The sequence below is a fragment of the Paenibacillus taiwanensis DSM 18679 genome, assembly GCF_000425125.1.
Lineage (GTDB): Bacteria > Bacillota > Bacilli > Paenibacillales > Paenibacillaceae > Paenibacillus_B > Paenibacillus_B taiwanensis.
The window spans coordinates 234,033-253,573 of the sequence record NZ_AULE01000031.1 but is presented as its reverse complement, the minus strand read 5'-3'; the positions used below and the strand labels follow the sequence as shown (position 1 = coordinate 253,573).

Sequence of the window (19,541 nt, the reverse complement as noted above, 5' to 3'; positions counted from 1 at the left end):
AGGATGTTGGTGATGGTACCCGCGGAAGTCAGGTTACCAGCGGTGATCGTAGCACCGAGCACGCTAGAGATGGTACCGTCAAGAATGTTAGTGACCGTCCCCGCCGAAGTTAATGTACCAGCAGTAATGGTAGCACCGAGCACACTGGAGATGGTGCCATCGATAGGTATAGTTAATAAGTGACCGCTGGAATCAGTAGTTAGTGACGTTGGATTGCCAAGTGAATCCGATCCGAATATTAGTGTTTTTAAATTGTTAGGATCGGTTTGAAACACATTATAGTTAGGCACTTGTTAATGACCCTCCCTTGATATACCTAATGTCTGATCTTGATAATACACATCTGCAGCGGCCTTCTCTCGATGAGCGGACGTCAATCGAACTCGTGTCCATCGCAGAAAACGATTAGGGACAATCACCTTTAACGCGCCTGCATCTATCGTTGCAACAGCATCTTCCGTAAAGTCAATTCCATTCGGACTTATTTCTAGTGCGGCAGATAGGGAAGAGGCCCCTTTGTTTTTGACTGCGTAGGATATAACAGAAGCAACGGAAGTATCTTGAACTGGCAGTACGTGTGCGCCCCTAAATGAGACATTAAGAAATTGCTGCTCATGAAATAATGTACGAGTACCAGAGACGATGTCCACATTACAACGATGGCAACGATGTGGAGAAGGTGTTGGCTTACATTTGTGCCGTTTTTTTCTCTTTTGTACTTCATGCCGTCGGTTTAATGGACATTGTGGTTTTTTACGACATGCTCGCAAAGGTGAATATCGTAAGGCCTGATCATACAATCGCCTTTTCTTCAACATGTGGGATCCCTCAGTGCTTCGCTCTTAGTCATGAATCTACTGTTGGGTGATGCAAGTGATCGTTGCTTGAGCGCTGGTCAGCAGTATATAGACACACCCAATCCGTTGTCTGCCATAAATCATCTTAGTTTGTTGTTGATGATGGTATGAAGAAGGCACGTACAAATACGGTGACAGTTTCGAAAATTAGCAGTTGTACTACGAATGGGGAATGGTTTAAGAATAGGGGTGTCTTGCTGCTTTTTGCAGTAATTTATAAGTGCTGCTTGTTGTGAACGGAACAATTACTGTGACATGGAGGGCACCGAGATAGCGAATAAATGAAGCTAAATGAGGTTATTTGCCGCTTCAACGTCAATCCACCTTTCCTACATCAATCTGCTAATGGATATCCTATTCACGAGGAGGAGGAGGAATCACGGCAGGTGCCCATTGCAAAAGCTAAAATAGTTGATCTATAGATCGGAATGCTGAAGCTGTTACGAGACCTATACTAGGGATTGGCATAAAGAAGTGAAATTTGCGTTTAAAACGTATGAGGCATGCATTCCAGTGCGATGTTCAGGGTGTACGATGCGACAAGCTTTAACGTATGCTTGCAACTGATATTAGATTGCGCTTGATCTGGATATAATCATATCGATATGGCGATGGATTTGCGACAAACATAGGGTTAGAATGGCCTTAATCAAAGGGCTAGTTCCATAATCAGTCCACTTAAGTTTATTAAAAAGGAGTGCGTGGTCATTTTTACCTCCATGTTCCGACAGCGTCGCAAATTCTCTGAAAGTCGTAAAGCGTTGTGGATTTCCACGATTGAGGGGATTCCGGCGGTTATTTCCTTGACGCTGCTAGGAGGTCCTTTTCTAACCGGATATTTGCTTTATTTAGGAGCGAATTCGAGTCAGATTGGATTTGTCTTGGCGATTACGACATTTGTAAACATTGCGCAGTTATGGATTGCCTTCTTATTGCAAAAGTTGACTTATCCTAAATGGACGATGGTAGGACTTGTAGCTGCACATCGTCTGCTTTGGGGAGCAACTGGACTTATCCCGTTTTTATTTGACAAGGACGTATGGGTGATCAGTTATATCGTAATGTACACAGTTGCTTTTCTAGCCAACGCGGGAGCAGGTATTATTTGGACTAATATGATGGGAGATATCGTTCCCGCACCGGTCAGGGGCCGGTACTTCGGGATTCGGAATACAATTGTAAGCGCAGTTGGCAGTCTGGCCTTATTTATAGGCGGACAAATTCTTAATGCATATCCAGGGGGCACGGGATTTCATATCTTATTTATCGTTATTTTTGTATTTAACATCTGGGATATCGTTATGTTTATGGTGTATCCTAATTTGCCGCTAAGCCGATCAAATGAAACCCAGTTAGGGCCAATGCTTCGTAAGCCTTTGCGTGACAAGCAGTTTATTAAAGCGGTTATGTTTCTAGCTGTATGGTTGTTTGCGCAGAACATGATTCTGCCGTTTTATTCGTACATGATGCTGGAGCTGCTGAACCTTAAATACAACATGGTTTCAATTATTACGGTAGTTCAAACTTTAATGTCTATGGCGAGCTTGTACGTCTGGGGGAACTTGAACGCCAAGTATAATAACAAGTTTTTGCTGTTATGCACATTGCCGATTATTGCGCTATCTTGCTTGTCCTGGTCGTTTATTGCCATTATGCCAACGCTTGTTGGGCTGTTTGTTGCTCATGCTTTGGTCGGGATTGGGACAGGTGGTTTTAATCAGATGGCTTTTAATTTTATAATTGGGGATACCCCGAAAAGTGAACGACCGATGTTTATCGCCATGTACTCCGCCATAACCGGCTTTGCGGCTTTTCTTGGCCCTATAACCGGCGGTTTAGTATTCGAATGGCTGACACCGACTCCTTTGTGGGTCCAGACTTGGGGCGTTACTGGACTGCTTGGCGGTTTTTTATTACTTCTGAGCGTAACTTGGGGGCGAAAGGTGTTATTGACTGAGGGGAAGCATGTACACGCCCTTGGACAGAAGACGACGCTGCATGCCAAATAACATTATAAGACTGCCTTTTGATGAGATGCACTCCATTCAGTGGACAGGTGTAATATACAACCTGCTGCTGTAAGCATGCAATTTCATGAGAAAGGTAGTCTTTTTTTGCTTTTTTGCTACATATGCAATCGTCTATTCGCATGAAATGAAAATGTGGAGTGCATGATGATAGTAACACCAATTTTCCAGTTTTGTGACTTTTAATGTAGTTAAACGTATGTAACTAACGAATGTGTCGAGTCTTGCAGTAACGCAAAGACAGGATATTGATCATCGAAAGACATGAGGTACTTATTTATGAAAGAAGAGAAGCAATATGCAGCAGGGGTAATAGAGGACCAATCGACTGACGTATCTGCCGCACTCACAACTGAAAACAAAAATGCTGACAGGGGAGATACTTCGAGGATTGGTTTAACAGCGGAAGAAGTGCGGTCTAGAATGGAGCAGGGGCAAGTGAATACACTGCCGAAAGCGCCATCACGGACGTTTGGACAAATTTTACGTGCGAATCTGTTTACGAGCTTTAATCTGCTGAATGCGGTGCTTGCAATTGCAGTAATTATCGCAGGTTCACCACGGAATGCATTGTTTGCCGGGGTCATTATTACGAACACCTTAATCGGAGTCATCCAAGAGGTTCGTGCCAAGCATATTCTTGAGAAGTTGTCGGTGTTGAATGCAACTTATGTTACGGTTTTGAGAGACGGGGCTCCTGTTCATATCGAGCTTGAGGACATCGTGTTGGATGACATTATGGTTCTGACGCCAGGGTCCAAAATTGTGGCTGATGCCGAGGTGCTTGCGGGCAGTGATTTAGAAGTGGATGAATCGATGCTGACGGGTGAAGCAGATACAGTAAATAAAAGTGGTGGAGCAAACATTTTATCAGGAAGCTACGTCACAGCTGGCAGCGGGTATGCCAAAGTGAGCAGTGTTGGCGGAGCAACCTATGCAGCCAAATTGGCCGAGGAAGCGAAGAAGTTCAAGCTGATCAACTCAGAATTACAGACGTCGGTGAATCGAATATTTAAAGTTATTATTCGCATCGTCGTCCCTGTAGGGCTAATGCTGGTTATTACGCAATTGTGGTTTACAGGCAAGAGCTGGCAGGAGGCGATACTTGGTGCTGTCAGTGGCATTATTGGAATGGTACCAGAAGGTATGGTCTTGCTTACAAGTGCTACGTTTGTGGTAGCTATTATCCGTCTATCGAAGTGGAAAGCGCTCGTGCAGGAGCTTCCTGCTACTGAGGTGCTTGCAAGAGTGGACATGTTATGTCTGGATAAGACAGGCACAATAACGGTGGGGGACTTAAAGCTGACGGACATTGTGCCATTGAGCAGCAGCGTTACCCAGACGCTGGATCAAGTATTGTCGGGCATTGCACATGCTTTTCCTAGCATTAATCCGACGCAACAAGCCATTAGGGAGCAGTACCCGCAGCCATCTGCGTTTGTGATCAAGGAGCGAATACCCTTTTCGTCCGATAAAAAATGGATGGCCGTCACCTTTGAGGATGAAGGAGCTTGGTTATTAGGTGCACCGGAGGTGCTGTTAGGAGAGCGTTACGCTTCTATCCAAGACCAAGTAGAAGCCGCTGCTTCTGAGGGACGAAGAGTATTGCTGCTTGGACGTTTGGAAAAGGTGAGCTTGGAGGACTGGCAGACGACAGATGTGAATCAAGAGGCGCTGTTGTTTATCGAGGATATCATTAGAGAAGATGCGCCAGAGGCGCTAGACTATTTTAATCGTGAAGGTGTCGAGATCAAAATTATTTCAGGGGACAATCCCGTAACCGTTTCAGCGGTTGCTGCGCGTGCGGGTGTAGCCAAGGCAGACAAATATATAGATGCAAGGACATTACCTGAGGCGCGTGAGGAGCTTGCCAAGTTACTTCAGGAATATACAGTATTCGGGCGCGTAACGCCGCATCAGAAGAAGGAAATGGTCATGGCGCTGCAATCCAATGGACACACCGTGGCGATGACGGGGGATGGCGTTAATGATGTGCTGGCGCTGAAGGAGGCGGACTGCGGCATTGCGATGGCCAATGGAGCAGATGCCACCAAGGCTGTTGCCCAGCTTGTGCTGTTGCAGTCGAACTTCAGCGCGCTGCCGAAGATTGTAGCAGAGGGCAGAAGATTGATTAACAACTTGGAACGTGTGTCTGAACTGTTTCTGTCAAAGACAACGTACTCCACAATATTATCAGTCGTGTTTTGTATGCTGCTGCTTCCATTCCCGATTGTGCCAATTCAATTAACGCTGCTTGGCTCCGTTGCGATTGGGATCCCTGCCTTCTTTTTGGCGCTTGGTCCTAACAAGGAGCGAGTAAACAAAGGTTTTCTTAAACGGGTACTACAGGCATCTATTCCGAATGGAGTCGTGCTAGGTGTTTTGACACTGCTTATCTTTATTATCGCGCACTATGCAGGGTTGCCGCTAAAACAAGGCCGCACCTTATCGACCATAGTGTTAGGTGGATCGAGTTTGGTTGTGCTGTCGAGAGTCGCATCGCCCTTAAACGGCCAGCGGATATTAATTGTGTTAGGGATGTTGGTGTTATTTGTTGCTGCCTTTGTCGTTCCTGCGGGTAGAGATTGGTTTCTACTTTACGAAATCGAATGGGAGTTTATTTTACTGGCAGGTTCAATGGCATTGATGTCCTGGCCGATATTATGGCTTACAGATCGGTTGATTCGCAGCAGGAGCTTTTGAAATACTAACTCATCCGAAGTTCATTTCCGGTTACTCCGTTATAAGGAAAGCAAGCAGCGCGTTGTTGATGTCAGTTTATAACGGACATCAACAACGCGCTGCTTGTATTTAAATTATAACGTATATGGGGCGCCGCGCTTAGATCGGAACGGAAGTGTAATGGCAAATAAAGCTAACAACGCACTAAGGCCAAGAGCAGTGTAGAAAATGCCGACATGGCTCTGATTGGCTACTGCTATACCGATGTATGCCCAGACGAAGACAAGCACAAAGGCAGAATCTCGATTGGGACCGCCTATAAGCCACGCCAGTAAAGCACCTAAAGCTAATCCGATAACGGTCCATACTTCTTGGCCAAGTCCCATGCCGTTCCATTCTCGATCATAGAGGACGACTGCTGTATTAACGATCGAGGCTACAAAGATCCATGCGAGATAGATACTAAAGGGTAATCTCACAAACCAACGCTCACCTTTTGACGATAATTCATTCCGTCGTACATTCGTATAAATAAAGATCAAGCTAACGAGTAGTCCTATCATTGCAATCAGAGACAGCCACACCTGCTGGTAAGCATAATGCCACAAGAGCAGCCATGCCACATTAAAAAGATTGCTTAATACAAATAAAGGACCAATCTGACGGACGATTTGAAAATGACTAGGCAGCACTTGATAGATTGCAAATCCGACTAACAGCACGTATATGAGTCCCCATATGCTGAAAGTGTATGGAGCCGGGGTGATTAGCACAGGGAACATGGCTGAAATTTCCCCGGTTGTTTTCCCGTTGAATGGGATTATGTTGGCGAGCGCGTTGATGGCAATGACGGCAACGACAGTTAAAAGGTTTAACCATTTCCATGTTCCTGCTGATTGCATCTTGCAACCTCCTCAATGATGAGCGCCACAATTATTTTGTTAAAAAGGGACAACATCGTGCGCCTAGAAATCGCTTTATTCCACCATACGATACTTTTTCCTCAATTATGCCAAGCCATGAAGCTGAGGGAGTTGAAAGTATAGACTCTTTAGTTTGTTGCTTGGTTATGCCGCCTACTTTGGATAGCCATAAGTATTATAAGGGCTCCTCCCCTGCTGTCATGAAGTCCATTAACGTCATTCAGCATGGAAGGAGTAGCAGGGGCCACATTTTGGCTGGCATTCGGACTAAAAGTTAAGATATATGCCTAGGCAGTTTTTACCTAAACTTGTTTACTTTTGCGGTATTCATTCGGAGACACGCCAACTTGCTTTTTAAATACTTTGCTAAAATATTTTTCATCCTGGATGCCAACCATTACAGCTACCTGTGAAATGCGCAGGTGAGGATTAAGCAGGAGCAGCTTGGCTTTCTCTGTACGAATGCTTGTCAAATAATCCGATAAGTTGATGCCAAACTGCTGCTTGAACTTGCGTGAGATGTACTCGCGGCTGACGTAGAAACGTGTCGCCATATCTTGCAGCGACAACTCTTCATGATAGTGTTGCTCGACATATTTGGCGATGTCGAAAATGATATGCTGCTCCTGCCCTTGCTGTGCAAAGCAGGCATCCGCCAACACGGTCAACTCTCGCTGCCACACCTGCTGCCACCATTCAAGTGAGAATGGTGCAGCTGTATTGCTGGCGTCGCGGTCGGTTAACGAGGGATTATCCCGCAGCAACGATTCTGCTGCGTCACCAACCGCTTCATGCGCGATATTGGCGCGTATCGTCTCCCACTCGCGGTAGCAATCGCGAATTTGACGCGGAGAGATGAAGCCGGTCGTCTTGATCGCGTCGATGAATGGCTTGATGACTGCCGATATTTCTCCGGCGCTGCCGCTTAATACAGCGAGCTTCCAGCTTTCCTCATAAGCCGCCATGCGAATGCTCTTCGACTCAGGCGAAACGGTGTCAGCGCCAGAAGTAGGCAGATGCTCTTCTGCTTTAACATCCACAGCAGGCGCATGGTGTAAATAGCGTCCTGTCAGAAGCAGGTTGCGCAAATTAAGCGCCCGCTTTGTGTCCGCATAACATTGCGGCATGCCTTCTGGAAACGTATTTACACTGCTGATGCCAAAGTGTAGACGACGGTGCATCGTCATGTGTAATGCTTCATTAATATCCTGTAGCACCGCCTCCAACGCATCTGGCTGGTGCCACATCGCAATGACGATTTCCCCAGGCGCGTTCCAATGACGGAACACGACTCCGCGTTTCATGCCGCGGTTTACATACTCCTCCATAATGTTGACGAGTGAGAAATAGAGCAGATCGCTGTTATTGCCAAACTTCTGCTTGAATTTCTCATCTGTGGAATCCACAAAGACAAGTGCCATGCGGATATGTTTAATGTCGGCAGCCAAACCAAACGTATGCTGTAGGCGTCGAACAACAGTGGACTGTGCGATCGGGTCGTCAATTAGTCCTGACCATAGTTTCTCCGTAATAACAGGCTTGAACTCGTTCATTTGAATCTGCTGCGAGTATCTTGTCGCACGCTCTTCCTCTTCCTTGATCCAGGCTGTAACGGCTTTGGCAATGGCTTCATTTACTGCGTCCTGCTCAATTGGTTTTAGAATGTAATCTATGCCGCCATGCTTCAGCGTATGGCGAACCAGATTGAAATCACCATGTCCGCTGATCGCGATCAGCTTGCTGTCAGGACTATTTGCGCTGACCCATTCCATTAGCTTCATGCCGCTTACATTTGGCATCATCATATCTGTTATAATGATTTGCGGCTTTACCTGCATAATACTCGCAATAGCTTGTTCGCCATCGGAGGCTTCGTCTATATGGGTAATACCGTATTGCTTCCAATCGACAAGCAGTCGTATCGCTGCCCTTACGTGTGCTTCATCATCCACGATTAGTGCCTTCATTCAGCTCTTGTCCCACCTTCATCTGTATCTTCACTCTAGCTCCGTGTGGATCGACTGCTTCAAGCTGCATACTGGCGTGCTGACTGCTAAAGATGTGCAGTCGTGTCAACACATTCATTAAGCCGATTCTTGACAAGGCTTCATCCGCCGTTCCAGCGCCGTCCATATTTAACCTCTTACTCTCATCCTGCAAAGCAGACAAACTTGGCTCTGGCAGAGACGTGCACATTTGCACAGCATGAGCAGTTCCGTGATATCCGCTGCCAGATTGAACCGAGCTTTCTTGAAGCCGGTGGTTTAATTGTTCCAGCTTGTCTGGTGGGATGCCAAACCCGTTGTCTTCCACGATTAACTCTACTGTATGCTCGTTTGCCCATCGGCTTGTGATTCGGAGCATCCCACCTTGTACCGTACGATCAAGGCCATGCTTGAAGTAATTCTCGACGATAGGCTGCAGCGTCATTTTAGGCACAATCAGATGAAGCGTCGTTGGATCAATATCCATCTGCACATCAAATGTATGCTCAAACCGCTGCCCCTGCAACTTCAAGTAGGCTTGCACATGCTCAACCTCTGCTCTGAGCGTCGCTGTACTTTCCTCATTAAACATGCTGTAGCGCATCATTTTGGCTAGCGCCGCAATTAACGAGTAAATATGTGGCGCCTGATGCTGAAGCGCTAATGTGCCAATAGACTGCAGCGCGTTATTCATAAAATGTGGATTGATTTGCGCCTGCAATGCTTTGAGCTGATTCGTCTTATTCGCAAGCTCCAGCTTATATTCCTGCAAAATAAGATTGTTAATCGTATCCATCATGCTGCGGAAACGCTTTGACATGACACCAATCTCGTCTTCACTTCCCACCTGAATGTCTACATTCAAATTTCCGGCCTGAATTTGATTCATATAACGCATCAAGCGACGAATGGGCTCTGTAATACGAATCGTAATCCATAAAGTGGCCGCTACAATGATAAGCAGGGAGATCGCTAATAGCATCATATTAAACGACACGGCCCGCTTCGCATCTAACAGCAGATAAGTATTAGGTATCCGTTTAATAACGGTCCATTGTGCAATTGGTGAGTCAATGCTTTCATGTACGTACAGAGCCTGATCATATTCAAAATGACCGCTTTTACCTGCCTTTAGCAGCTCTGGTGTCATCCAGGGCTCTTGAACTTTCTTGCCAAGACGCTCGCGGTTGTCTGAATAGACGATATAGCCGTCTTCATCGACAATATATAATTGCTCCTTGTCCCTTACATAGAGCTGCTCGCTAATTTCCGAGATGGCATCCAGCTTCACATCGATGGACAGCATGCCAAGACGCTCAGTCGAAGGGGTCTTGTATATGGGCCGATGTATCGTAAACACCTTAATGCTAGGAAAAAAGTACGGTGACGTCGAGAACCCGTAAGTATGACTCATATGTGTCGGCTGCATCCGAATGCCTTGTTCTGTATAGCGAAGAGCGCTTACGTAAGGTTCCACATCATACTGACGACGGGGTACACTTTGCACCATGAGTGTAGACCGCTTCACTTCGCTGCGATATAAATACACCTGCCAAATGTCTCGCATCGAAGACTCGATATTTTGCAGCATCGTATAGGTTTGGGCTTCCATCTGCGTATCGTTGTATCCTCGCTCGAGCATACGGAAAAATTCAAAGTCCGTGTAGACAGACAAGGAGCTTCTGTTTAAGTTGTCCAGCATATTTAGCAGGTTCTGTTTGCCTTGGTAAATAAGCCGCTGATTTTCTTCCAATGCACGCTCTCGCAACGAGTGTGAATTGTAGACATATGTGATCACCATCGTAGCGATGGTTGGCACGATGGTGGCAATAAGCAGGAAGCAGATCAGCTTCGTTCGGATACTATTCCAGCGCATGTTTAATCCTCCGGTCAATATTTTACACCAATCCGTTCATCTCATTCGGTGTTGCCTTGAGTGCTCCCGATTCATAATGAGGATATCATATGATGTCAGAAAGGTTAAACGTCATTGTTACAGCCAGCTCTCATACTGAACGACACGATTGGACGATACTCTCATGAAAAGGGGCGAGGCGGATGTCACGCAAAGCATGGTCACAGCTTGGACAACAACTCTTTTTCGTCGGACCGGCGACTTTCTTTTTTACTCTTATCGTCGGAATTCCATTTTTGCTTGGCATGTACTACTCCTTCACGGACTGGAACGGTGTTGCCGGAACGGTAGCATGGGTTGGTCTTGATAATTTTAAAGCGATCTTTACCAATGGATCGGATTATTTTGCTGCCTTTTGGTTTACCGTTAAATTTACAGTCGTCGGAGTCGTATTAACGAATTTGTTTGGATTTGTGTTTGCTTACGTGTTGACGAAGCCATTAAAGCTGCGTAATGCACTGCGAACTGTATTTTTTATGCCAAATGTCATTGGTGGTTTGTTGCTTGGATTTATTTGGCAGTTTATCTTCGTTAAAGGTTTTTCGGCTATCGGGGAATCTACGGGGTGGTCGTTCTTTAATCTACCTTGGCTGGGCGACGAGATGACGGCTTTTTGGGGAATTATTATCGTATTTGTATGGCAGACGGCCGGTTACTTGATGGTAATCTACATCGCAGGTATGACCAATGTGCCAAAGGATGTGCTGGAAGCTGCCGAGATCGACGGTGCCTCTAAGCTACAAATATTACGGACGGTTATTATTCCGCTAATTATGCCAGCAGTAACCGTATGTTTGTTCCTTGCGATCTCGTGGTCGTTTAAAATGTTTGATTTGAACTTGTCGCTTACGAAGGGCGGGCCATTTAAATCGACAGAATCCGTAGCGCTGAATATTTATTTGGAAGCGTTTCAAAATAACCGTTATGGCTTAGGGACAGCCAAAGCGCTCTTATTCTTTGTTGTTGTGGCGCTCATAACGCTCATTCAAGTTCGCATCACAAAGAGCAAGGAGGTTGAGGTGTAATGTCGAAGTCAAAGATGAAGCGGGATTATTCCGTCAAAACTTTTGCGCTTGAACTTTTGATGATTGCAGCAGGACTTGTCTTCTTGGTTCCGTTTTATTTCTTGCTCGCTAACTCTGTCAAATCATTTGGAGATTTGCTTTCTAATGCAGCCAGCTGGCCGTCCACATTTGAATGGAGCAATTACCAGCGGGCGTGGGAGATTACCCGTTTCCCAGAGGCATTTATGAATTCGCTGCTCGTAACGGTAGTTAGTATATTGTTAATAGCAATTATAAGTGCGATGGCAGCTTATCGCATGGTACGTCATAATAGTCGCACAAATCAGTTTTTGTTTATGATGTTTGTAGCCGCGATGGTTATCCCATTTCAATCGGTTATGATTCCACTTGTCAAGGTGGCGGGCTGGTTGGACTTGGCGGATAGCCGCACAGGACTTATTATGTGTTACCTTGGTTTCGGGGCACCCTTGTCCATCTTCTTGTTCCACGGCTTCACGAAATCGGTGCCGTTGGAAATTGAAGAAGCCGCAGTCGTAGACGGCTGCACTCCTTATGGCGTATTTTGGAAAATTGTATTTCCGCTGTTGAAACCGATGTTTGTTACCGTTGTAATTTTGAACAGCCTCTGGATCTGGAACGATTACTTGCTTCCATCCCTGATGCTGCAAAGTGCAGAGTTGCGGACGATTCCGCTGGCGACTTATTCGTTCTTTGGACAATACACCAAGCAGTGGGATTTGGCACTGCCAGCGTTGACGCTTGGCATTTTGCCGATTGTCATCTTCTTCTTAGCGATGCAAAAGTACATTATTGAAGGGATTACAGCGGGTTCCGTCAAAGGATAAATGCCAAGATGAGACGATGTGTGTCCAATAGCATCCCGTGTTTACGAGAAAGTAAGTTGGTCAATGATTTACACCTGAGTGGTCAATTTCATCGGTGCAACCGTTTGCAAAAGGCCAATATAATGGGGGCATAACAAGTTAGCACAGCGGCCTGAAACAAGTCTCTGCTGCCAACTTTGCAACAAATGCGCTGCTTATAAAGCAGCAAAGTAGAGAAACAATAAGTAGTAATAGTGAAGGTGCAAGAACTAAGGGGAGGTCTTACGGATGAAACGTGTTGCGAAATTATCTTTGTTGATGTTATTGGCAGTATCCGTTATGCTGGCCGGTTGTGGGTCAAAAGGGTCTGATGAAAGTAGTTCGAATGGCGCGGATAATGGCAGCAAGGAAATAAAGACCGTGAAGATTTTCCAATTCAAAGTAGAGATCGCTGAGGCGTTAAATCGCTTGAAGGGTGAATTTGAGAAGACGCATCCGAACATTAAGCTGGACATCCAGACAGTAGGTGGCGGTGCAGACTATGGTGCAGCGCTGAAAGCAAAGTTTGCTTCAAATGATGCGCCTGATATATTTAACAACGGTGGTTTTCAAGAAATGGAAACCTGGATGGAGCACTTGGAGGACTTGTCTGCTGAACCTTGGGTGAAGGATGTAATTCCTCTTGCCAAGGAGCCTATGACCAAGGATGGCAAGCTGTACGGACAACCGATGAACCTCGAAGGTTATGGTTTCATCTACAACAAAGATTTATTTGCTAAAGCCGGCATCACGGAGTTGCCGAAAACCTTAACTCAATTGGAGGATGCGGCTAAAAAGCTGCAAGCAGCAGGTATTACTCCATTTTCCAATGGCTATCAAGAATGGTGGATTCTCGGTATTCATAACTTGAATGTGGCGTTTGCTCAGCAGCAGGACCCTAATGCGTTTATAAAGGGCTTGAATGATGGCTCTGCCAAAATTGCGGGCAGCAAAGAGTTCGAGAATTGGTCGAACATGCTTGATTTAACGGTGAAGTATGGCAACAAAAACCCGTTAACGACCGATTACAATACACAAGTAACGTTGTTCGCCAAAGGTGAAACGGCGATGATGCAGCAGGGCAACTGGACGCAAGTGCAGATCGACGGCATTAACAAGGATTTGAACTTGGGCGTGCTGCCGATGCCAATTGATAACGATGCGGCGAAGAATGATAAGCTGTTAGTTGGCGTGCCGAACAACTGGGTCGTTAACAAAAATTCCAAAGTAAAAGAAGAAGCAAAAACTTTTTTAAACTGGATGGTAAGCTCTGATATCGGTAAGCAATATATTGCAAAGGAATTCAAGTTTATTCCAGCATTCTCCACTATTCCAGCTACTGCTGAGGATTTGGGTGATATTGCAGCAGAAGTAACCAAGTACAGCCAAGATAATAAAGTGTTAAGCTGGAACTGGTTCAAATATCCAGACGGTGTGACGCAAGAATTCGGTAATTCTATTCAAGCTTATATCGCAGGTAAGATGGATAAAACAGCGTTGCTGGTAGATTTCCAAAAGGCCTGGGACAATTTGAAGAAAAAGTAACAATTAACGGTTGTATGCTGATTGGATTGTGCAACCTAAAGACAGAAGGCTCATTTCATCATCCTCGTGAGAACTCAATAGTAAGGAGTGAGGGCTATCCGCTTGGCAGGGCGGGTAGCTCTTTTTTACATGTGAGGGTTGACAAAGATTGGATTAATACTCTAATATATAAACATATTTTCATGAAAGGAGGCCGATGAAGGTGACCATTACGAATAGCAGAACTCAGCAATTGCATATTACGAAGTGTCTTTCGTCGGACTCTACGGCATAATCTTCAGCGCGGGTACTCTACTCGGTGAAGGGACCTGCTTATTACAAGCGACTGTCAGTCGGCTTGTGCGCAGGCTTAATTGTACGTGCAGGAGCCATAGACGAAGGTCTATGGCTTTTTTATATGTCCGCAGCCACTCTCTTGTCTGATCTTGCACTAGCCAGATTAGACGCTAACAAGATGTGGATGTGCGTGTGAAACAAGACCGTAGACCATTCTGTCTACGGTTTTTTCTATACAGGGATGAGGACTCGGGGGATATGGCGTAGGCCGCAGGTGACGGACTAAGGAAGCTGCTGGGCAGCTTGACACATAAGATCAACATAGCAACGGATGAACGGAAAGGATCGATTAATTATATGAATACGTATTGGAAACAGGCTTCGGAAGAGGAAGCCGCTTATTATCGAACGGTGGATTTACCGGCAGGCAAACTGCATGTGTATGCAAGTGATGCGTTGTACGCAGAGCTGCCAAATAAAGTGTTTGAGATGGCAAACAACAATCTATTAATCCCGCATGCTGCGTATATGAGTTACACGCCTGACGTTCATGTGGGCGTCGGCACTTGCATCGGTACGACAGCTGTATGGAAGGCTTCAGAAGGATATGTGTCGCCCTCAATTATCGGCAACGATATCGGCTGCGGTATGCGTGTTCACGTGACGAATATGCACCGCAATGAGTTGAAGGATGTGAAGGTGCGACGGAAGCTTATGCGAGCTATGGAGAAATATGTGCCCGTAGATACGCACGCACGCGGACATTTCTCCGACATTCGGCTAGAGCATGTGCTCACGAAAGGCTTGCACGGCTTGCCGAAGAAATATGTACCTGATATTTATACGCCAAAGAAAACGACTTCCTTTAGCCATGTGGAATGCAGCAAGTTTCACTTTGATGCATCGGTGTTGGACCTTATGCCAGAAGCCGCTTGGCACCGTGCGCATCGTCAGCTTGGGACGCTTGGCAGCGGCAACCACTTTGCCGAGGTGCAGGCAGTGGAACTGGATGAACGAAACCGCGAGGTAGCGGAGGCATGGGGGCTGTTTGACGGGCAAGTAATCGTCATGCTGCATTCAGGTTCCCGCGCTTGGGGTGGTGCAGTGAATCAGCACGGCACAAAGGCGATAGCAGACTGGATGCGTGCATCCGGTAAAGGGACGCCGGACCCACGACTCTTATTTGCGCCGCTTGGTCATGCAGCAGCAGACACATACGTGCATCTGATGTATTCAGCGTTAAACTATGCTGTAGTTAACCGTCATCTGATGGCTTACGGCGTACGGGAGGCATTTCGTGACGTATTTGGCACACAGGTGGAGTTGCGTACTCTGTATGACTTAATGCACAATTATGCTTGGGAGGAACGGCACGATGGTGAACGGATGTTTGTTCATCGTAAGGGGGCGACAAGATCGCTGCCAGCGCACCATCCCGATAACCCCAAACCTTACATGGAGACAGGACATCCTGCCCTTATACCTGGATCAATGGGCAGTGCCTCTTATTTGATGGTGGGGCGCGAAGGCGGGGCTGCCAACTACTATTCGATCTGTCATGGTGCCGGACGTGCTCGTTCACGCAGTGCATCCAAGCAACTCGTCTCCATAGATGAATTTGCGGCCTCGTTGGGAATCGGAACAGAAGAAGAGGTTGTGGTGAATCAAAAGTCGTTGGATTCTATTATTGACGAGTCACCGCAAGCCTATAAAGACGTAGAACAAATTATCGATAGCGTTGTAGGTGCAGGACTTGCAGACGTAGTAGCTGTATGTAAGCCACTAGCAACACTCAAAGGAGCATAAGGTGATTATTATTAATAAATTAGATCGACCCGCATTAGTACCCCTTCAAGTAGGCATAACCGATTATGAACATTTTGCACAAGCAGTCAAGGCTGTCCAGTTATTTCTTGCAGAGCGTTATGGCAAGTCGTGGCTTATCATTTCAAATGAAAACCGGTTAGAAGAAGCGTGGGATCGGTTGGATGATGATGTACAGTTGATGAATGCGGAAGTGGAGCTATCTGCAACCGTATACGACTTTTTTGGCGTACGAGATGTTGTATATGAAGAAGGAGGGCGGCTTGCTGAACAAGAAGTGGCAGCAGGCTACAAAATCAGCAATTCAATTCAAAATCAATTATATGTGTATCCCGCATCAGAAGTGGCGTTTGTGCGCATTCCGGTGTGGATGCATTACGGAACGGACTCGGAGAAAGTATGCTTTGCTGCCAGCGATGAGGCGATACTGCGTTTTATGAACGAGACGCAGACGAAGCGCAGAGAGCGTGAACGTAATAGCATTACAGTATTTACCGACACAAACAATGGGGTAGATCGGGAGACGGAACGTCTTACAAGATCGGTGCAGCGGGAAGATGTAGTGATGGACGACAAGCTCAAAAAGGAGCTTTTTCGATCCATCGACCGTTTCTTCGATAGCGACAGTTCGTTTTATACGACTTATCGTGTTCCGTATAAGCGTGGTATCCTACTGTATGGCAGACCGGGAAATGGCAAGACAACGCTGGTCAAGTCAATTGCAGGCAGTGTGAGTGCCCCCGTCGCCTACTGGCAAATTACGGAGCATACGTCAAGTCATTCGATTGACGAGGTGTTTAACGAAGCGGTGAAGATGGCACCGATGGTGCTTGTCATCGAGGATATCGATGCGATGCCGGAGCATGCACGGTCCTTCTTTCTAAATACGCTGGATGGTGCTACCTCCAAGGAAGGCATCTTTTTAATCGGTACGACGAATTATCCAGAAAAGATTGATCCGGCGCTGATGAATCGCGCTGGTCGGTTTGATCGAGCGTATGAGATGCCGCTGCCAGACAGAGCGCTGCGCTTGCAATATTTGCGTCAGCTTGGCTTGGTAAGCATCGTCGGGGAGGAAGAAGAAGCGCTCGCTGCCGATTTGACGGAGGCATTTTCATTTGCCCAGCTAAATGAAGTGTACTTAACCATCGCGCTGCTTTGGTATGATAAGGAGCCGATCGACTTGCATCAGATCGTACGCGATATGAAGCAAACGCTAGACAAAGGGCGCAAGCAAACTTGGTTTAAAGGCAATGATACCGTTGGTTTTTTAGGATAACGTTACGATAACAATGGTCAAGAACAGTTGTTTCATTAGGGGTTCCCTTGCGCTATAAAGGGAAAGACGGCTAATGGAAAGCTGTTCTTTTTCCGTTATAGGGAGAAACAAACGTTTGGTTTGGGATTCAACTTTGTTTCTAGTATCATAAAGAGGGCATAAAAGCTTGTATACAAGCGCATGCAGGACTGGATACAAGGCAAGGAATAATGGCCACTAGGTTGTAATGTGGCCTACACAAACGATGAGTATAAAAACGAATGAAGATGACATAGGCAGGGGACCCTCTATGAACGTATTAATAGCAGACGATGAACCACATATGCTTCATATTATAAAGGCTTACTTCGAGCGGGAAGGGTTCCGTATCTATACGGCTGAAGACGGTGAGGCTGCGCTGAAAATACTGAGCAGCGCAGGAATAGACCTGGCCATTCTGGACTGGATGATGCCGAAAGTGAGCGGCATAGAGGTATGCAGGCACATGAAGGCGCACAGTCATGCCAAGGCTTTGCTCCTAACAGCTAAGGGAGAAGTTGAGGATGAATTACTGGCACTTGAAGCGGGGGCGGACGATTATTTGCGTAAGCCATTTGACCCGCGGATTTTGCTGCTGCGGGCGAAGAAGCTGCTGCTAGTAGCTGATGACGTGCGTGTTGGACCTCTAAACGTGGATATGCAGGGCCGAAAAATATACAAGGACGGAATGGACATTGAGGCGACCAATAAAGAGTTTTTGCTGCTGAGGACGTTTATCGAGCATAAAGGTCGTATTTTGACACGTCAGAACCTGCTTGACCAAGTATGGGGTTTTGACTATTTTGGTGATGACCGGACCGTGGACACCCATATTCGACGTCTGCGAGAGAAGATTGGTGAGCACTTGATCAAGACACATCGGGGTGTTGGATACAGTCTGGAAGTGCCGAAGGAACACCCTAATGAATAAGCTGAGCCGCAAATTGTTTGTTCGTTTTTCTCTAATTATCGGGCTTGTACTTATACTTAGTTATGCGGCCAATACGTATTTACTGCCTAAATACTATTTATATCAAAAAAAGATAAACTTGGCGCAATTAACAGCAACGTTGGAACGTATGGACGAAGACAATCTGATGGATGAGCTTCCACAGGTGGAACAGCGTTATGGAGTAGATATTGTTCATGTTCCTTTTCAGACGAATCTGGATGCCTTAAACGAAGCGGTCATTTCGACACTTGATCGTAAAGGGATTCGGCTAAGCAAGTTCTGGATAACAGCAGAAAGTGTGGCCAAGCTGGCACAGCATGAGCAGGTTCACAAAATATTTAGCCAGACCAAGCTAAAGTCGAGCTTTCTGGTTACATTTATGCACAAAGAGGATGAGCTTTATGTCATTGGTGAATCGATAGCCTACTCTGACGAGACGTTACATATCGTAAACCGTTTTACGCTGTACATTTCCGCAAGCGCGCTAGTCCTGACTTTGCTGCTGTCCGCGTGGTCAGCGAGAAGAATTTTGCGGCCGCTTGCCGAATTACGCGCCACCGCCGAGCAGATCGCGGAGCTTAAATTCAGTAAAGCTACAATCCGCACAGGGGACGAGATTGAAGCTTTAGCGGATAGTGTGAACAGGATGAGTGATAATCTGGAACGGGCTCATCAGGAACTGCAAGTACGAAATGATAATTTGCGTATGTTCATTTCCGATATTTCGCATGAGCTAAAAACTCCGCTTGCGCTCATGAAAGCTTACACCGCGGGTATGCGAGATGGTCTCGATGATGGGAGCTTTGTCGACATAATTGAGCAGCAAGCGGCTGAGATGACACGACTCGTTGAACGGTTGCTTGAGCTATCACGGCTTCAGGCTGATACATATGAGATGACCTCATTTCACTTTATGGAGCTGCTCACCGAAAATATCGATAAATATAAAATCGTTATGGCTGAGCGGAATATCGAGCTAGAGCTGGAGTTGGAGGAAGGCATTAAACAAGTTAACGTAACGGCAGATCGTACTAAGATGGAAATGGTGTTGAACAATCTTTTTACGAATGCAATTAAATATGCGTCAGATGGTTATATTCACTGCGCGGTCACATGTGAGCATCACGTCCTGACTTTCCGCTTGTGCAACCGCACAGGAGAATGGACAGAGGCCGAACTGAAACGGATGTGGGAGCCCTTTAGTGTAGCCGAGCAATCACGCAGTAAGCAATTAAGTGGGACTGGATTAGGGCTGTCGTTAGTGAAAACCATTTTGGAGAAACATCAAGCTGTGTACGGCGCTAAAGCAGTAGGGGGGCAGATTGAATTTTATTTCTCTTTGCCTGTCACATTGGCGTAACAGAGAACAG

General features: G+C 46.2%; 14 protein-coding genes and 1 pseudogene. 10 read left to right on the top strand and 5 right to left on the bottom strand.

What is annotated here, in order from left to right:
• Both H509_RS27610 and H509_RS0108790 read right to left on the bottom strand, forming a co-directional pair.
• A pseudogene (locus H509_RS27610) lies at positions 1 to 290 on the bottom strand (DUF6385 domain-containing protein); the annotation flags it as partial.
• A 3-nt stretch (positions 291 to 293) separates the two neighbouring features.
• Positions 294 to 650 (bottom strand): DUF6385 domain-containing protein, encoded by a 357-nt coding sequence (locus H509_RS0108790; RefSeq protein WP_157277582.1) that lies wholly within the window; start codon positions 648 to 650, stop codon positions 294 to 296.
• Positions 651 to 1,576: 926 nt separating this feature from the next.
• Between H509_RS0108790 and H509_RS0108780 the strand changes: the two genes are divergently transcribed.
• Together H509_RS0108780 and H509_RS0108775 are read left to right on the top strand one after the other, a co-directional pair.
• Positions 1,577 to 2,866, top strand: a complete 1,290-nt coding sequence (locus H509_RS0108780) for an MFS transporter (protein WP_051286908.1) — start codon at positions 1,577 to 1,579, stop codon at positions 2,864 to 2,866.
• A gap of 297 nt (positions 2,867 to 3,163) precedes the next feature.
• Positions 3,164 to 5,587, top strand: a complete 2,424-nt coding sequence (locus H509_RS0108775) for a cation-translocating P-type ATPase (protein WP_084159126.1) — start codon at positions 3,164 to 3,166, stop codon at positions 5,585 to 5,587.
• Positions 5,588 to 5,700: 113 nt separating this feature from the next.
• Here H509_RS0108775 and H509_RS0108770 read toward each other — a convergent pair whose 3' ends face one another.
• The 3 genes from H509_RS0108770 to H509_RS0108760 all read right to left on the bottom strand — a co-directional run bounded on the left by H509_RS0108770 (position 5,701) and on the right by H509_RS0108760 (position 10,350).
• Positions 5,701 to 6,468 (bottom strand): tryptophan-rich sensory protein, encoded by a 768-nt coding sequence (locus H509_RS0108770; protein ID WP_028544757.1) that lies wholly within the window; start codon positions 6,466 to 6,468, stop codon positions 5,701 to 5,703.
• Positions 6,469 to 6,791: 323 nt separating this feature from the next.
• Positions 6,792 to 8,456, bottom strand: coding sequence for a response regulator (locus H509_RS0108765; protein ID WP_028544756.1), 1,665 nt, complete (start codon positions 8,454 to 8,456; stop codon positions 6,792 to 6,794).
• The gene (locus H509_RS0108760; RefSeq protein ID WP_028544755.1) at positions 8,434 to 10,350 is read right to left on the bottom strand and encodes a sensor histidine kinase; all 1,917 of its coding nucleotides are present in this window, start codon (positions 10,348 to 10,350) and stop codon (positions 8,434 to 8,436) included. Before H509_RS0108760 ends, H509_RS0108765 begins: the two co-directional genes overlap by 23 nt.
• A 182-nt stretch (positions 10,351 to 10,532) precedes the next feature.
• Here H509_RS0108760 and H509_RS0108755 point away from each other — a divergent pair, with 182 nt between their 5' ends.
• The 8 genes from H509_RS0108755 (at position 10,533) to H509_RS0108725 (ending at position 19,531) form a co-directional block, all read left to right on the top strand.
• Positions 10,533 to 11,414 (top strand): carbohydrate ABC transporter permease, encoded by an 882-nt coding sequence (locus H509_RS0108755; RefSeq protein WP_028544754.1) that lies wholly within the window; start codon positions 10,533 to 10,535, stop codon positions 11,412 to 11,414.
• 14 nt (positions 11,415 to 11,428) lie between these two features.
• Positions 11,429 to 12,259 carry a carbohydrate ABC transporter permease gene (locus H509_RS0108750; RefSeq protein WP_028544753.1) on the top strand — a complete coding sequence of 277 codons (831 nt, stop codon included), beginning with the start codon at positions 11,429 to 11,431 and terminating at the stop codon, positions 12,257 to 12,259.
• Positions 12,260 to 12,526: 267 nt separating this feature from the next.
• Complete coding sequence (locus H509_RS0108745) at positions 12,527 to 13,822, top strand: ABC transporter substrate-binding protein (RefSeq protein WP_028544752.1); 1,296 nt, start codon at positions 12,527 to 12,529, stop codon at positions 13,820 to 13,822.
• Positions 13,823 to 14,120: 298 nt separating this feature from the next.
• Positions 14,121 to 14,294: a hypothetical protein gene (locus H509_RS28165; RefSeq protein ID WP_157277579.1), complete on the top strand. Its 174-nt coding sequence runs from the start codon at positions 14,121 to 14,123 to the stop codon at positions 14,292 to 14,294.
• Between the two features lie 161 nt (positions 14,295 to 14,455).
• Positions 14,456 to 15,904 carry an RtcB family protein gene (locus H509_RS0108740; protein WP_028544751.1) on the top strand — a complete coding sequence of 483 codons (1,449 nt, stop codon included), beginning with the start codon at positions 14,456 to 14,458 and terminating at the stop codon, positions 15,902 to 15,904.
• A 1-nt stretch (position 15,905) separates the two neighbouring features.
• Entirely contained in the window at positions 15,906 to 17,201 is a 1,296-nt protein-coding gene (locus tag H509_RS24740; protein WP_051286906.1) for an AAA family ATPase, read from the top strand.
• A 289-nt stretch (positions 17,202 to 17,490) separates the two neighbouring features.
• On the top strand, positions 17,491 to 18,150 hold the full coding sequence (locus H509_RS0108730) for a response regulator transcription factor (RefSeq protein ID WP_028544750.1): 660 nt from the start codon (positions 17,491 to 17,493) through the stop codon (positions 18,148 to 18,150).
• Positions 18,143 to 19,531 carry a sensor histidine kinase gene (locus tag H509_RS0108725; protein ID WP_028544749.1) on the top strand — a complete coding sequence of 463 codons (1,389 nt, stop codon included), beginning with the start codon at positions 18,143 to 18,145 and terminating at the stop codon, positions 19,529 to 19,531. The genes H509_RS0108730 and H509_RS0108725 overlap by 8 nt, the downstream gene beginning before the upstream one ends.
• The last annotated feature ends 10 nt before the right edge of the window (positions 19,532 to 19,541 follow it).

Coding starts and splice junctions, on each gene's coding strand:
- H509_RS0108770 (WP_028544757.1), bottom strand. CDS start 6,468: ATGCAATCAGCAGGAACATGGAAATGGTTAAACCTTTTAACTGTCGTT.
- H509_RS0108750 (WP_028544753.1), top strand. CDS start 11,429: ATGAAGCGGGATTATTCCGTCAAAACTTTTGCGCTTGAACTTTTGATG.
- H509_RS0108760 (WP_028544755.1), bottom strand. CDS start 10,350: ATGCGCTGGAATAGTATCCGAACGAAGCTGATCTGCTTCCTGCTTATT.
- H509_RS0108745 (WP_028544752.1), top strand. CDS start 12,527: ATGAAACGTGTTGCGAAATTATCTTTGTTGATGTTATTGGCAGTATCC.
- H509_RS0108755 (WP_028544754.1), top strand. CDS start 10,533: ATGTCACGCAAAGCATGGTCACAGCTTGGACAACAACTCTTTTTCGTC.
- H509_RS0108730 (WP_028544750.1), top strand. CDS start 17,491: ATGAACGTATTAATAGCAGACGATGAACCACATATGCTTCATATTATA.
- H509_RS0108740 (WP_028544751.1), top strand. CDS start 14,456: ATGAATACGTATTGGAAACAGGCTTCGGAAGAGGAAGCCGCTTATTAT.
- H509_RS0108775 (WP_084159126.1), top strand. CDS start 3,164: ATGAAAGAAGAGAAGCAATATGCAGCAGGGGTAATAGAGGACCAATCG.
- H509_RS0108780 (WP_051286908.1), top strand. CDS start 1,577: ATGTTCCGACAGCGTCGCAAATTCTCTGAAAGTCGTAAAGCGTTGTGG.
- H509_RS0108765 (WP_028544756.1), bottom strand. CDS start 8,456: ATGAAGGCACTAATCGTGGATGATGAAGCACACGTAAGGGCAGCGATA.
- H509_RS0108725 (WP_028544749.1), top strand. CDS start 18,143: ATGAATAAGCTGAGCCGCAAATTGTTTGTTCGTTTTTCTCTAATTATC.